Source organism: Deltaproteobacteria bacterium (genome assembly GCA_016218975.1).
Classification (GTDB): Bacteria; Desulfobacterota; Deferrimicrobia; order Deferrimicrobiales; family Deferrimicrobiaceae; genus JAENIX01.
Window position 1 is genome coordinate 165,438 of the sequence record JACRCO010000037.1, and the last position, 14,377, is coordinate 179,814.

Annotated in this window: 14 protein-coding genes; all 14 read right to left on the reverse strand. The window is 56.5% G+C overall.

The genetic code is table 11. The annotated features are described in order from the left end of the window. Window positions 1–16: 16 nt before the first annotated feature. The gene (locus HY896_05370; GenBank protein ID MBI5575775.1) at window positions 17–1,570 is read right to left on the reverse strand and encodes a DUF2723 domain-containing protein; all 1,554 of its coding nucleotides are present in this window, start codon (window positions 1,568–1,570) and stop codon (window positions 17–19) included. After that, a complete protein-coding gene (locus HY896_05375) occupies window positions 1,567–2,757 on the reverse strand; it encodes a polysaccharide pyruvyl transferase family protein (protein MBI5575776.1) in 1,191 nt (396 codons plus the stop codon). The genes HY896_05370 and HY896_05375 overlap by 4 nt, the downstream gene beginning before the upstream one ends. Further along, window positions 2,754–3,944: a M20 family metallopeptidase gene (locus tag HY896_05380; GenBank protein ID MBI5575777.1), complete on the reverse strand. Its 1,191-nt coding sequence runs from the start codon at window positions 3,942–3,944 to the stop codon at window positions 2,754–2,756. Before HY896_05380 ends, HY896_05375 begins: the two co-directional genes overlap by 4 nt. Continuing rightward, window positions 3,941–4,690, reverse strand: coding sequence for a hypothetical protein (locus tag HY896_05385; GenBank protein MBI5575778.1), 750 nt, complete (start codon window positions 4,688–4,690; stop codon window positions 3,941–3,943). Before HY896_05385 ends, HY896_05380 begins: the two co-directional genes overlap by 4 nt. 12 nt (window positions 4,691–4,702) lie before the next feature. Continuing rightward, on the reverse strand, window positions 4,703–5,392 hold the full coding sequence (locus tag HY896_05390; GenBank protein MBI5575779.1) for a nitroreductase: 690 nt from the start codon (window positions 5,390–5,392) through the stop codon (window positions 4,703–4,705). 49 nt (window positions 5,393–5,441) lie between these two features. Continuing rightward, window positions 5,442–6,167, reverse strand: coding sequence for a hypothetical protein (locus tag HY896_05395; GenBank protein ID MBI5575780.1), 726 nt, complete (start codon window positions 6,165–6,167; stop codon window positions 5,442–5,444). 10 nt (window positions 6,168–6,177) lie between these two features. Then, window positions 6,178–7,026 carry an ATP-binding cassette domain-containing protein gene (locus HY896_05400; GenBank protein MBI5575781.1) on the reverse strand — a complete coding sequence of 283 codons (849 nt, stop codon included), beginning with the start codon at window positions 7,024–7,026 and terminating at the stop codon, window positions 6,178–6,180. Window positions 7,027–7,071: 45 nt separating this feature from the next. After that, window positions 7,072–8,010 carry a cobalt ECF transporter T component CbiQ gene (cbiQ, locus tag HY896_05405; GenBank protein MBI5575782.1) on the reverse strand — a complete coding sequence of 313 codons (939 nt, stop codon included), beginning with the start codon at window positions 8,008–8,010 and terminating at the stop codon, window positions 7,072–7,074. Further along, window positions 8,007–9,032: a cobalt transporter CbiM gene (gene cbiM / locus HY896_05410; GenBank protein ID MBI5575783.1), complete on the reverse strand. Its 1,026-nt coding sequence runs from the start codon at window positions 9,030–9,032 to the stop codon at window positions 8,007–8,009. Before cbiM ends, cbiQ begins: the two co-directional genes overlap by 4 nt. A gap of 54 nt (window positions 9,033–9,086) precedes the next feature. Next, window positions 9,087–9,245, reverse strand: a complete 159-nt coding sequence (locus HY896_05415; GenBank protein MBI5575784.1) for a hypothetical protein — start codon at window positions 9,243–9,245, stop codon at window positions 9,087–9,089. A 73-nt stretch (window positions 9,246–9,318) separates the two neighbouring features. Beyond that, entirely contained in the window at window positions 9,319–9,732 is a 414-nt protein-coding gene (locus HY896_05420) for a hypothetical protein (GenBank protein ID MBI5575785.1), read from the reverse strand. Between the two features lie 6 nt (window positions 9,733–9,738). Continuing rightward, window positions 9,739–11,556 carry a carbamoyltransferase gene (locus HY896_05425; protein MBI5575786.1) on the reverse strand — a complete coding sequence of 606 codons (1,818 nt, stop codon included), beginning with the start codon at window positions 11,554–11,556 and terminating at the stop codon, window positions 9,739–9,741. Further along, complete coding sequence (locus HY896_05430; protein ID MBI5575787.1) at window positions 11,557–12,666, reverse strand: hypothetical protein; 1,110 nt, start codon at window positions 12,664–12,666, stop codon at window positions 11,557–11,559. After that, window positions 12,663–14,348 (reverse strand): glycosyltransferase family 39 protein, encoded by a 1,686-nt coding sequence (locus HY896_05435; protein MBI5575788.1) that lies wholly within the window; start codon window positions 14,346–14,348, stop codon window positions 12,663–12,665. The genes HY896_05430 and HY896_05435 overlap by 4 nt, the downstream gene beginning before the upstream one ends. Between the last annotated feature and the right edge of the window lie 29 nt (window positions 14,349–14,377).

Here is a 14,377-nt window from a genome sequence, read left to right on the forward strand (position 1 = left end):
GCGGACAAAGCTCCCTTCAGGCCTTGCCCGGTTTCTTCACGACTTTGAAAAGAACGCCCACGGGAACGAAATCGTACTCGTCGCGAAGTTCCCTTACCCGGTAATAATATTTTTCCATCGATGCAAGGTAGATATCCCTGGTCCCGTAATTACCGGCCACCGTCGTTTCGGGGGTTCTTTTCGCGAACGATCCGGAAGGCAGCACCTTGACGTCGTTTCCCATCCCTCTTATTTCCTGGCAGTACCGCAACACCGTGAAGAGGGTGTGATCCGCGATGATGATCGCGCCGGGACCGGCCGTTTTCAGCGCTTCATCCGCGTATCGCACCGCGCCGGTGTATCCCCTTTTCCCCGGGTAAAGGAAAAATTCCTCGTTGTCCCTGTAGGGGATGCTCCTTGCGTGCAGAAGATCGACTGACAGCTTTTTTGAAGCGTATGGCGCCACGCTGTAAAGGAATATCGGCAACGCAACGATCAGGAACAACATTACGGCGCAGACCGGCTTGCCGGGATATCCCTTCCTGCGGAAATAATCCGCCAACGCGGCAAATCCGCAGCCGATGAAGATGGAAAACACCGCGTAGTCCGGGATGTAGAACGTGTACTTGGTGGTGCGCGCCGCTCCCGGTCCGAAGGTCAGAAAAAACGCCATGTTGATCAGGATCAGGAGGGACAACAGCAGTCCGGCGTCACGATTTTTCCTGAACACGGCGGTGATGCCGAACGCGCCAAGCGCGATTCCCGCCAGCGGGAACTGGTAGAAAAGGTAGGCAAGATACATGAGAAAGTCGTGGAACACCTTCAAGGATACCGTGAACATCGCCTTCTTGTGCGCCCCTCCGGCCGCGGCATTCGCCACGGCGGCGGCCTGCCTTCCGGCGATCAATTTTCCGATGAGGAGATGGATCATCAGGGCATTACCGATGAGGAAGGAAAGGATCGTGAAACCCGCGGTCCTGATCGAGAGAAGGACCCTGCGGTCCGTAAGCGCGATGAAAACGAAAAAACCGACTATCGAAAGCGCCATGATCAAATGGTTGGCCAACCCGAGCCCGAAAAGGAACGCCGCGGCGTACAGCAGGGAATGCTTTTCCGGCATCCTCCTCCATTTCAGCAGGACCAGCACGATGGCGGTTATGAAAAATGCATTCAAATCGTAGACTTCCGTTATCACCGCGTGGAGCCAGAATGCGTGCGAAACGGCAAGGGACGAAGCCCCGGCGATCGAAGCCGCAACCGACCCCGTCAATTCGAAAACGACGAGATACACCATGGAAACGGCAAGCGACGCCGTGACGGCCGTGAGCAGGTTCAGGCTGTACGCCGGCTCGAACGGAAGAAAAGAGAACAACCGCCCGAGAATGACGAACAGGGGATGGGAATCGGCGGAAATATCGAGATGCAACCTTTTCGCATGAATCGCAAACTCGGCGCTGTCGCCCCATATGACCGTGGGGGCGAGCGTCGCAAGATAGAAAAGGAACGACAGGGCGAAAACGAGCCCGGCCGCGGCATGCGGGCGGAGATGCGGGGCGGGGGCAGGGCTCCCTGTATACGGCGTGCCCTTCAACAGGCAAGCCCCTTTTCCAGGAACGTTTCTATCATCCTCTCGTTGCACTTTTCGGCCTGTGATTTCATCAAGGCGAGCTTCTCCGAAAGAATATCCCGCCGGCCCGGGGATTCGGAAAGCAGGTCGCTCGCGGCCCCGACAAGCGCATTCCTGTCAAGCCTTCGGACGTCGAAAAGGTACTTCTCCCTCCCCACCCGGTACATGAGGTTCCTGATCTTCGTCTCTTCCTCGTAGGTCATTGCAATGACCGGAACGGCGGCGGCAAGCCCCATGATCACGCCGTGCAGCCTCATGCTTATCACCAGGTCCATCTTCCTGATCACGCCGAGCAATTCCGGCGGGCTCAGATCCATCGGCAGGATGGATACGCGGCTTTCCATCCGCGCGGCAAGCCTTTTCGACGCGGCGACATCGACCGTATCCTTGTCTCCGCTCCTGCCCGTCCAGCCGTCCCTGTACGCTCCCATGGGAAGCATCACGATGCGGGCGTTCGATTCCCGCGCGACGGCGTCCAGGACCTCCGCCAGGACCGCCTTGTTCGAGTCATCCCATGGAAGCAGTTCCTGTACGCAAACACCGACGAAACGCTGATCGGCATTCCCTTCGATATTCTTTACCGCCTGCAGGGTCTTTTCGTTCCAGGCCGGCTCCAGAAGGAAAACGGGGTCGGCGGAAACGAGGATCTCCTTCGTCACGCCGAACGCGCGAAGAAGGGATTCCGACTCCTCGTCCCTGACGGAAACGAAATCGGCCGCGTTCGCCGCATACCGGCAGAGCTTTCCGCTCCACGTTGCCCTGACCGGCCCGATACCGACACAGTAAAGCGCAAGAAGTTTCTTCTTGATCCTGGACAGGAACGCCATGGCCGCGAAAAACGGTATGGGATAGCGGTTGTAGATGTCCTGGAATATTCCCCCTCCTCCGATAATCACCAGGTCCGCCTCGTTGAATGCCCGGTTGATCCCGGAAAAATCCGATTTCCCGGCTTTGCTTTTCGACCCCATTCTCAGAATTTTCTTTACCTCGGGCATGCCTGCGGTGATCTTCCGCGTTTTTTCCGGATCGAAGGAAAGGATGTGAAACTCGGGTTCCCTGATCCGCGATCGGAGGAAGAGCAATTCCGAAACCAGTATGGCTTCGTCTCCGGCGTTTCCCGCGCCGAACCATCCGATCAGGAATATCTTCAACCCGGCTCCGTCCGGAACTCCTTCTTCGCCTTTTCGAGCAATTCCGGGGCAGCGAAAAGATCCATGGCGGTCTGCGCCATGATTTCCGCCCCCAGCATCATGACCCGGAAACCTTCCTCGGAATTGGATGCATGCAGAAATTCCCGCGTGTGGGGAAAAATCCTGTCCCCAAGGCGCACGGCAAGCTCGCATGAAGGCACGACCCTCGACACGTTTCCGAAATCGGTCGACCCCCTCCCCTTTTTCCTGCCTTCGATGCGGAGGCCGGCCCTCTCCAGGTTCCGGGATACGGCTTCCGCAATCGTGGCGTTGCTTCTCATCGATTCGTAAAGGTTGTTGAAGACATTTATATTCAATGTGGCGCCCGTTGCCATGGCCGCGCCCTGCGCGCATCTCTTCACCTTATCAACGGTGTCCTTCAACGCCTCGCTGTTGGAGGAACGTATGAAAAAGCGGGCGGCTGCGCGTTCCGGGACGATATTCGGAGCATCTCCTCCATGTGTCACGATCCCGTGGATCCGTATGTCGTCCCTGACGTGCTGCCTCAAGGCGTTGACGGCGTTGAAGGTCTGAAGGACGCCATCCAGGGCGTTGATGCCGTCCCATGGATTCCCCGCCGCATGGACCGCCTTCCCAAGGAATTCGAACTCGAGGCCTATCAGGGCGGTTGTTTCCCCACCCACCGTGGTAAGTGGCATCGGGTGAAAACATATAGCCGCGTCGATCCCGTCGAAGCATCCGCTTTCCACCAGTTTCACCTTCCCGCCCGCACCGTCGACCCCGGCTTCTTCCGCCGGACACCCGACTACGGCGATCCGTCCCCGCAGTTCACCGAACACCTTGCTCAATCCGACGGCCGCTCCCGCGCCTGCCGTACCGATGAGATTGTGCGCGCACCCGTGTCCAAGACCGGAAAGCGCGTCATATTCCGCGATAAAAGCCACCGTGGGACCCGCCGAATGTTCCGGATAGCATGCGATGAAAGCGGTCTCCATACCCGCGATTCCACGCGTGACATCGAATCCGTTCCGCACCAGGAGATCGACGAGCTTCTTCGAAGACTCGTACTCCTTGTAGCCGATTTCGGGATTTTCATGGATCGACCGGGCGATCTCCACCATTTCTTCCCGCAACCGCCCTATTTCCACGCTCAAACGATCTTTCATTTCATGATGGCGATTCGTCACGATGGGCCTTTCCGGAGTCCATCCTCCGCAGGCGCATCCGGATAGCCGTCAAGCGAAGCGTGGAGAAGTTCGTGGAATTCCCCTTCCAGCCGTTCGGAGTTCTTCCTGAGAGCCTCCACATCTTCGTCCGTTGCCCAGCGAAAACCTTCCTCGGGGGTTATTTCCGCCAAACGGATCGCTCCTCCCACGGTCTTTTCCGACTTCATCGTAGCGTTGAGCAGCAAAACAGCCAGCTCTTTCATCTTTTCCAGCCGGGCATCCCTTATATAGAGCCTTTGGAGAAAAAACCGCGCGATGTGCCATTGACCCGCCAACAGGCAGCCATGCCGCATGTTCTCATCAAGGAAGCCCGGGCTTTGGAAATTGACTATGACGGGCTCGGCCGATCCCTTGCCGTATCCTGCGAGAACGAATCCGACGTCCTTGTCTTGCCTGTGATTACCCGGGTTCTCCCTGCTCCATTTTTCGCTTTCCCGTTTGAAAACCGCCCTGCATTCCTCCAGAAGCCCCTCCTGCGACGCCGCCAGCGACGCGTTCGCCTCGATCCGGTCCCGGAGGGCGCCGATTCCAGCGGATCCGATGTTCGAATTACCGTACGTCTGGACTCCCCAATCGCGATCAAGGCGGATAAATTTCACGGAATTGTCCTGGACCTTCGGTCCTTCCAGCGTATAACCTTCCGTTACCCGGCTGTCGGCAGCCATGACCAGTCCGTAGGCCGCCTTGAGAGCCACCGTCAGGGACAATCCGTTGCCTCCCTAACCCTTGTCGAAGCCGATCCATCGGACGAACTCGCCGATGTCGTCACGCGACGATTTGTACCTGCTCATGGGATTGTACGGGTCCACGTATCCCAGGGCGATCGACGAAAGCAGCTTCTTGTTCCCCGGAATTCCGAGCAGGTCCCGGATTTCCTTCGTGTATCTCCATACGCCGCCTATCCAGCAAGTTCCGAACTTCTTCTCCGTGGCCGCAAGGAGCACGTTCTGGACCGCGGCACCAACGCTCAGGATATGCGGAAGATCTTTCGAAAAAACTTCATCCACGAAAACGAGTATAGCGACCGGCGCCTTGAAAAAAGTGAACGTTCCCTCCAGCATGAAGGCTTCGAAGGTTTGCCCGTATGGAGCGAGGATTTTCACGATCTCTTCCCTGTTGCGGCTGCTTCGCGCGCCTGCTTTCCGCATCGCCTCGGATTCCGCCGGCGTTGCGGCATCGCCGAGGGTCATGGAAGGGATGAAATCCGTCTTCAGCAGATTGAACAGCATTTCGTCCATGGCCCGTTTTTTTTCGCCCATGACGGCGACGAACTCCCATATCTGGCTGTTGCCTTTCGAAGGAGCCCGGATCCCGGCTTCGATCAATTCGGTTATGTCTTCCCTCGAAACTTCACAGGTCGAAAAGGCCCGGCAGCTGTTCCTTTCCGCTATCGCTTCCGATAATTTCATGCTGCCTCTCCCCGGATTCTCATCTCCGTCCTTCCTTCGCGCAGTCCTTTCAGGCATGGAACTTTTCGAAGAGGCCGCGGGCCAGCATGTCGCCGGCGGCACGGGACCTTGCCGAAAGCCGGCGAAGCGATTCTTCGTCCAGCCATCCGAAGCCGTCACGAGCGGACAAGGTCGCCATCCTGATGCCCGGATCCATGGACCCGTCGATTTTCTGAGTTTCGGTCACTGACATATACGACAGGAGCTCAGCCGCTTCGTCGTCCAGATCCTTGGCCTGCAACCGCATGGAAAGATACCTGCTCAATTCGGCATGCCCGTAGAACAGGTTTTCCGCCGGCTCCGGCGGCCGCGTATCGAATGCAGTAGCATATGCCTTTTTCCCGTTCTCCATGGAGATGCCGGTCACCCGGTTGCGGATGAACACATGTTCGAGGCCGCGCGGAAGCCCCTGCCGGTATCCGATAAGCAGGAGCAGAAAAGGCATGGGACGCGATGCGCTGTCCGGGTCGTTCAGGCGGTTCTTTCCGAAGGCATCGATGATCTCCCCCGCTAAGCTTCGCGTTATGCCCGGCGGCAATCGTTCCAGGCAGGAAAAACATTCCGCAAGCGTTCTGCTTACAGCCGGCAGAAGCCCTCCTCTTGCCGTGACGATAAACCCGCCGCAAAGCGAATTGACCCTGACGATCGAGCAGTCGCAATCGGAATCGCCGAAAATATCGTTCGTCGCGAAAACGAATCCGTCCTTCGACATGATCCCCGTGTAAATCGAGCCCATCCGGATTCCGTCAGTGGTCGTGTTTATGATTCAAGTGATCGTGATGGGCGTGATCCTGTTCCGTAACGTGCCCATGCGGATGGCTGTGAAGCTCGCCGTCGTGGTAGTGAAGATGCTCATGGATCAGATTGACACTCAGGAGCAGGCGCTTGTCGGCCAGGATCTCCGCGGTATTGCCCCCGCCCGCCACCCTGTGGTCCTCTCCAATGACGACAACCCTGTCGCAGACTTTCTCCACTATCAGCAGATCGTGGCTGGCCATCACGATCGTTTTTCCCGCGGCGCGAACTTCCTGCAGGAGTTCCACCAGCCACGCCTGGGTCCTGGGGTCCAGCCCGTTCGTCGGCTCATCCAGCAGGAGAACGTCCGGGTTCACCGCGAGCGTGGAAGCGATTGCGACTTTCTTCTTCTCCCCCCCGCTCAAATGGTACGGAGCCCTGTCCCGCAGGCCTGCCATTTCCAGCATTTTCAGCAGGTCTTCGACCCTCTCCTCCACTTCCTCCTTCGGCAGACCAAGCTGGATCGGCCCGAAAGCGATCTCGTCCCACACGGTGGACGAGAAGAGCTGGATATCGGAATTCTGGAAGATGAGGCCCACGGACTTTCGGAAATACCTGTTGAACTCCTCGTCGTTTAGGCCTTCCTCCGTCAATTTCCTCCCCCGGAACATCACTTCCCCTTCCTGCGGAAAGGCAAGGCCGTCCAGAACGTGAAGCAGGCTGGATTTCCCCGAGCCGTTGGCGCCGAGAAGGGCGACGCTTTCCCTTTCGCCGACTTCGAGGCTGACGTTCCGAAGGGCGGGAAATTTTTCCAGGCAGGTGTAACTGACCCCCCTGACATCGAAGATGTTTTCCTTCATGCCGGCACCATGGTTTTCAAGAGATTCTCCCAGGGATAATTCCAGTCAGCCCGAAAGCCTGTTCAGGTAAACGGCAAGCATCGCCGCCAGTACCGAGAAACATGCCCAGCAGTAATCCGCCTTCCTCATCCTGAAGGTGTCGATGATCTTCACCTCGCGCGAATATCCCCTGGACTGCATCGCCGAATACACGTCCTCGCTGATCAGCAGGGACTTTGCCAGGACGATTCCCATCTGCGACGCCACCCATTTCTGACCTTCCTTCAGGCCGCCCTTCACGATGACCCTGCTCTTCTTGGCGAGATGGATGTCCTGGATGATCCGGAGAAGCAGGTGGATGTACCGGTAGGTCATGCCTATGATGAAGGTGAAGATCTGCGGCACGAATAACACTTTCAGCGCCTTGAGAAGATGCGACCACCTCGTCGTGAGCAGAAGGAGCACGACGAAGGAAACGGACGTGGCAACTCTCATGACGAAGACGGATGCCACGTTGATTCCCTGGCGGGTGATGGAAAGAGTGGCGGGAATCTTCAGGGGGCCGAGCCTCCAGGGAGAATCGAACTTCATCAAGGTGACGACGGCTTCTCCCGGAACGACGACATTGAAGAGCGCGGGCAGCGATATCACCCCTGCGAAAAGCGGAACGAAGAGCCAGACCCTCGTGATGAAAAAACCGACGGGGACCCTGGAGAAATGCGCGGCCAGCAGGATACCCGCATATATTCCCGCGATCAAAGTGAAATGACGCAGGAAACTCACCGTCACCACGAAGAGAAGGACGGAGAGGACCTTGACGCGAGGATCTATCCCCTGCAATATCCCGGGCTTCCGTGCGTATTCCTCGGAAAACAGCCCGTCCCGGAAAAACGCGGCCACGCCTTCAAGCGTCCTGTCGAGAAATCCCTTGCGGCGGCTGCCGTTGCGGGGGTGCGGGCAGGCATTCCCCGCACCTTCATTCGTATGAAGCCACCGAAGGGTCATCCGGGTCTTTTACCTGCGGAAATGAACCTGCTGACGATGAACGAAACCGTAGCGATCGCGCTCACGCCTGCGGCCGCGGCGAGGATATACCCGAACGCCGACATCATGGGACTGTCCCAGCCGGTCATGTTATAGTTCGACATCAGCCCCGGCCACATGCCCTCCAACTGTTTCAGCTTCGCGGGGGTGAATCCGATGAGCGTTTTCAATTCCTCCGCCGTCCACTCCCCCCAGGCGGACCCCGAGGCGATCAGGCCGAGCGGTGTCAGCACCACGAGGGCTCCGATCCCGATCCACAACCGATAAGGTTTGGACGCAACTGTCACTTCGGCCTGCAAGGAGTCGGGCTCGGAGGACCTGAGAAGCGACGGTTCCTTCCTTGCCACATACGCGAGCACCATTCCCGTGACGACTGCTTCTATGACTCCGAAGAGCAGAAGGTGTTCCGCGGCCATCACGGGAACGGCGACGCTCAGCGGATAGGGCGCGTACAACGGCGTTCCGTCGGGAGAATGCGCGATCAGCGGTTGTATTCCGAACTCCACCGCCGTCAGGACCGCCGCAAGGTTCAACGAGAGATACCCTGCGACCCCGGCGGCAAAGATCCTCCGGGGCGACGAAGGTTCCGATCCCGAGCCAACGATCTTGTAGACGTAGTAGGCTGAAAACGGCATCACAACCGCCATGTTGAAACAGTTGGCGGCGATCGCCGTTATCCCTCCGTCGCCGAACAGAAGCGCCTGGATGATCATGACCACGGATATCGCAAGCAGCGCCGCCCACGGACCGAGCAGTATGGCCGCGATGGCCCCGCCCACGATATGACCCGACGATCCGCCCGGGGTGGGAATGTTGAACATCTGGACCACGAACGTAAACGCCGCGCACAAGGCCAGATAGGACGCATGCTTCGCCTTGAAGGCGTTTTTCAGCACCTTCGTGGCCTTGTACCAAAGCGGAATCATTACGGCATAAAACGATACGTACGTTCCCGGGCTCAGGTAACCATCAGGTATATGCATATTCAACCGCTCCTTTGCCGATTCGCCCTGCTCGCCGTTGCATCATGCGTACGATCAGAACAGTGTGTATATGAATGGAGCAATTACGGATCCTTCCGAAAGGACGAGCAGCGCGCCGAAAAGCGCAAGGAAGATGATCACCGGCATGATCCACCACTGTTTCCGGTTTCTGATGAATTCGTAAAATTCCCTTGCCGTCTCCAGCCTGCCCATATGCATCATCCCCCGATTTGGTTCATGCGCACCGATTATGACCCGGCTTTCGATTTTCCGTATGCGATCGTATTCAGTATTGCTTCTCGTATGAATTCCCCGCCCTTTCTTCCTTCTGCAGCCAATAGCTTTCGCACGGTTCACGGAACGTCTTTTTCAGAAATTCCTTGTTGGCCAGCCTGGCAAGCAGGCCCAACGGCGTGAGCAACAGGAAAAACAGGGCGCAAAGCAGGACGCGTGTCATCACGTATCCGATGACGATGGACAGGGACATCCAGGCCTTGTGAAGCGGTTTTAAAATCTTTGGAACCAGAACCGCCGATGACAACATGAAAACCGAAACGGCAAAGGGAGCGGAATATCTCCCGCTTCCCTTCACGTAAAGAATCCCTCCGATAATCGCGGAAACCGTTCCCATTACGACGCCGAAATTTCTCCATTCCCGGGTGTTTCCCCGTATCCTGCCGAATTCATCCCGGATCACCATCTTCTCCTAATCCGGCTGGAATGTTTCATGCCGGCGAAAATCGTTCTCAAACGGTTTCTGGTCCGCCTTTTCGATGATGAAATTTCCCATGACGAGGCAATCCATGTCGGTACGCATGAAACAGCGATAGGCATCCCCGGGGGTGCAGACTATGGGCTCGCCTCGCACGTTGAATGATGTGTTTATGACCACAGGGCATCCGTACTTCTCGTCGAATTTGCGTATCATGCGGTGGTAGAGGGAATTGTCTTCTTCACGCACCGTCTGGACCCGGGCCGAATAATCAACATGTGTTACCGCGGGAATGCTGGATCGGACGACGTCGATCTTTCCGATTCCGGAAAGCAGGCTTTCCTCCTGCGTCATCTCACGACGTATCTCGCTTCGGACCGGCGCCACGAGCAGCATGTACGGACTTTCCCTGTCCATTTCGAAATAGTCCGAAACCTTCTCCCGCAGAACCGTTGGAGCGAAAGGACGAAAGCTTTCCCTGAACTTGATCTTCAGATTCATGATCTCCTGCATTTCCGGAGATCGCGCATCCCCGATGATCGATCGGTTTCCAAGGGCCCTTGGACCGAACTCCATGCGCCCCTGGAACCACCCGATGACTTTCTGCTCCGCGATCATATCCGCCACGATTTCCGGAATCCGGCCTTCCTCCGCCTTCCTGTACATGATCCCGTTCGCGTCGAGGTATTCCCGGACTTCGCCATCTTCGAAATCCGGCCCAAGGTATGATCCTTCCTGGCCATCACTGTGCCCGTTCACGGTCCTCGGATTTCCCATGTGCGCATGCCATACCAGCATGGCGGCTCCCAAAGCGCCGCCGGCATCGCCCGCCGCAGGCTGGATCCATATATCCTCGAATGGACCCTCCCGAAGAATCCGCCCGTTCGCCACGCAATTCAGGGCCACGCCTCCGGCCAGGCAAAGGCGTTTCTGCCCGGTTTCCTTCCAAACGTGCCTTGCGATCCTGATCATCACTTCCTCGGTGACTTCCTGGATCGATCTCGCAACGTCCATCTGGTGCTGCGTGAGGGGGGATTCCGGCCGCCTCGCAGGCTCGCCGAAAAGTTTCTCGAACGCCGGACCGATCATCTTCAGTCCCACGCAATAATCGAAATAATCGAGATTCAATCTGAAGGAGCCGTCCTCCTTGACGTCCAGCAATTCGGACAGGATTAGATCCTTGAACCGCGGCTCGCCGTACGGTGCGAGCCCCATAAGCTTGTACTCACCCGAGTTGACCTTGAATCCCGTGTAGTACGTGAACGCCGAATACAGCAGCCCGAGGGAATGGGGGAAATGCTGTTCCCCAAGGATACGGATGCCGTTTCCTTTCCCGAATCCGTAACTCGTCGTGGCCCATTCCCCGACGCCGTCCACCGTGAGAATGGCCGCCTCTTCGAACGGAGACGGGAAGAATGCCGATGCCGCATGGGATTCGTGATGCTCCGGGAAAAGTATGGGGCAGGTGCAGGATAATTCCCGGCGGATGAGATCCTTCGTCCATATCTTCTGCTTGACCCACAGCGGGATGGCCTTGAGGAAAGACCTTATGCCGAGCGGCGCATAGCTCATGTAGGTCATAAGTATCCGCTCGAACTTGATGAACGGCTTGTCGTAAAAAACCACGAAGTCGAGGTCCTCCGCAACGATCCCGCCCTTCGCAAGGCAGTAGCGCGTCGCGTTCGCGGGAAAGGAAAAGTCATGCTTTATCCGTGTGAAACGTTCTTCCTGGGCCGCGGCCAGGATCTTCCCGTCCCGCACAAGACATGCCGCGCTGTCGTGGTAGAAAGCGGATAATCCGAGAATGTTCATTCAGCGACCGGAAACGGTATGTCGCAGCTTTTTCGCCACATCGGGAACGCCCAAAAGTCTTGTATAAAGGATCTCCGCCACCCGGGCGTTCCCCTCTTCCGTGTAATGCCCGGCGGCATACGAGAATTTCGCGTCGCGTTCCTTTATGAACAGCGTGTCGGCCGTCGAATACGGCATCTTCAGAAATTCCTCGTGGAGGTCGAAATATACGATTCCCTTCCTCTTCGTTTCTTCGCGCAGGTACTCCCGCCAGGTCCTGGTCGCTTCGTCGTCGGAGCTTTTCGTCGGCAAAAACACCAGTGCAAGGACGCTTCCTGATTTCTCATTCAATCTCCGGAGCTCGTCCATCATTTCCGAAACGACTTCTCTCGTTTTCCGCCTTGCAGGAGGCGGAATCGCCTCCGCCTTCCCGCCGCCTTTTCCCAGCAGCACCCCCGCAAGCCTGACCGAATTCAGGCGATTAAGCCTCCAGAGATTTCCCTTCAGCCAGACCATGACATCCGAGCGTTTGGCGACCGGCACCCCCTTCGTTACGAGGACGCCGTTTTCCACCGCCAAAACGGGCTTCCCGTACCCCAGGAAGCTGTTGCTCGACATGCGGATGAAGTCGGAGGTGATGAACGCGAACAGGTGAACGTCATGCCGGATCTTCGTGCCGTCCCGTTTGTACCAGAGGAAAGCCTGGTCCGCCCCGTAACCTCCCTGCCCCATGTTCACCGCCTCGATTCTTCCGTCGACCAACCCCAACCTGCTGCACCACGTGTTGTCGTTACCGACCCCGTAGCCGAGCGTGAAGGAATCTCCCGAACACACGATGCGGATTTTTCCGGCGGGGACCTCAGCCGCGAATTCCTCGTTGTTGCGAAACCCCTGCGAGTTCGTCTTCAGGTATTTCCCGGGGCCGTACATGTCTTTAATGGAAACACCCGGGATGTTCACCCATCCGAGATCGCCGTCATGCCTCGTGTGCGTCCGCTCCGCGACCGGCCTGGCGTTTTTGAACTCCTGCGCCACCATTGCGAGGCTGGCGATGCCTTCCACAAGGAGGAAAAGCAGAACGACTGCGGCGATATTGGCCGAAACCATCATGAACGCGCTTTTCCGTTTCATATGCCCGCCGCCGATGGCGCCGTGAATTCTTTCCCGCCGATCGGGCGAAGAACACCCGTCCCGGTATCCCGCTTGTATTCGTACACGTAGTAACTCCTGTTCGGGTAATGATTCATGAGTTCGACGTTTCTTTCCCCCAGATCCCTGACGTAAAGCACGTCCCCCGTGTAATCCAGAGGATTCTGTATGTAATAGGATATGTTGTTGTACGCCTCGGGCACGGACTTGACGAATATTATCGATCGATGAATGTTATTCGACTCGACCAGCGTATATGGCTGCCGATAAAGCTGACAGATCTTGTATCTTTTGTAGATTTTCAGGGGAGACATCGTAACCGCCACGCTCGTTATCGCCGCAAACAGGATAGCCATGAATCCGAAATTCCTTATCTCCGCATTACCAAGCCATTTCCTGAAGGAAAGTTCGGAAAGAGTCATGCCTCTTGCCGTTAGCAACGCCAATGCGAAAAAGGCGGCATGGTAATACCTGGACTGTTTCGCATGATAGAAAACATGCATAACGATGATTAAAAAGACTATGGCAAGCAGAAGCATGTCCCACCTTGTCTTCTTCCTGACCGCCACGAAGCATAAAAAAATGAAGGAAAACAGAATTCCGACGATGTTGACCGCCCCCACATTGATCAACATGTTTTTGATGCCGCTCAGAACGTTATATTCCGCAGGATTTACGAAAACATCCAGGGATCGCAAGCCGAATCCCAGTTTGTCGAAGGGGTTGTAATGTTCGAACGGACTGACGAGGAACGATCCCGTCTGCAGATGGTTGTATGCCAGGAGCGCAGCGATCGACGGTAGCGCTCCCGCTGCGGCGGCGAAAAACGGCGCCATCATCTTCCTGCGGTCGCCGGCCGCGAGATACAGGAAGTAACCTATAACCGGCAGCGCTACCGCCACCGCCGAATACGGCCTAACGAGGAAAGATACCCCCAGAAAGATTCCCGCCGGCAATGCGACAGAGACTCCGGGTTCCTTTATCGTTCGAACCGCAAAATAAAAAAACAGGCTGGAGAAAAGCAGGCTGGAAGGCTCCGACAGGTACGTCGTGTTCAGATAATAAAAATTCGTCGAAAATAAAAGCAGCAGCATGGCGAGGAAGGCGGTGTCCCTGTCGTAAATTTCCTTTCCGGTGAAATAAACGACGATCAGGGTCATCAATCCCAGGAGCGGATTGACAACCCATGGGATACCGGATTTTACCCCAGCGGAAAGAATCAACGGCCAGCCGGGGAAATATTTGCTGTAAAACTTCCCGTCGTTCACGACGTTTCCCGTTGTGAAGAATTCCTTCAACTCATGGCTGGGGACACTCAGTTTCCCGGCTGAAAATATCTTTGCCTGTGTGTAGTATGAAATCGAATCGAGGTCGAACCCGATCACGTTGGTTTTATGTTTCCCGAAAAACAGGAAGCTCATGCACAGGTAAAAAAGGAATGCGGCAAGCCAGATCGCGCGGACGGCACGTTCGCTTGGCCGGAAATCGAGAAGATCCTGGAACTTTTTGCTTTTCGAATAAAAGAGCGCCAGGAAAAAGAAAGATACGAGCAACAGGACGAATATGAGGACGAAATCCCGCGCTTTCTCGCGCCCACTCCAGGAGACGAACCCGGCGAGAATCATGGAAGCCATGGACGGAATCAGGTAAACGAGGTTTTTCATCGGATCAGTTAATTGAAATCATGTCAGGC

Excerpts from the sequence above, each read along its gene's own strand:
- HY896_05390 (MBI5575779.1), bottom strand. The coding sequence starts at position 5,392 with ATGAAATTATCGGAAGCGATAGCGGAAAGGAACAGCTGCCGGGCCTTT.
- HY896_05395 (MBI5575780.1), bottom strand. The coding sequence starts at position 6,167 with ATGGGCTCGATTTACACGGGGATCATGTCGAAGGACGGATTCGTTTTC.
- HY896_05400 (MBI5575781.1), bottom strand. The coding sequence starts at position 7,026 with ATGAAGGAAAACATCTTCGATGTCAGGGGGGTCAGTTACACCTGCCTG.
- cbiQ (MBI5575782.1), bottom strand. The coding sequence starts at position 8,010 with ATGACCCTTCGGTGGCTTCATACGAATGAAGGTGCGGGGAATGCCTGC.
- cbiM (MBI5575783.1), bottom strand. The coding sequence starts at position 9,032 with ATGCATATACCTGATGGTTACCTGAGCCCGGGAACGTACGTATCGTTT.
- HY896_05415 (MBI5575784.1), bottom strand. The coding sequence starts at position 9,245 with ATGGGCAGGCTGGAGACGGCAAGGGAATTTTACGAATTCATCAGAAAC.
- HY896_05420 (MBI5575785.1), bottom strand. The coding sequence starts at position 9,732 with ATGGTGATCCGGGATGAATTCGGCAGGATACGGGGAAACACCCGGGAA.
- HY896_05425 (MBI5575786.1), bottom strand. The coding sequence starts at position 11,556 with ATGAACATTCTCGGATTATCCGCTTTCTACCACGACAGCGCGGCATGT.
- HY896_05430 (MBI5575787.1), bottom strand. The coding sequence starts at position 12,666 with ATGAAACGGAAAAGCGCGTTCATGATGGTTTCGGCCAATATCGCCGCA.
- HY896_05435 (MBI5575788.1), bottom strand. The coding sequence starts at position 14,348 with ATGAAAAACCTCGTTTACCTGATTCCGTCCATGGCTTCCATGATTCTC.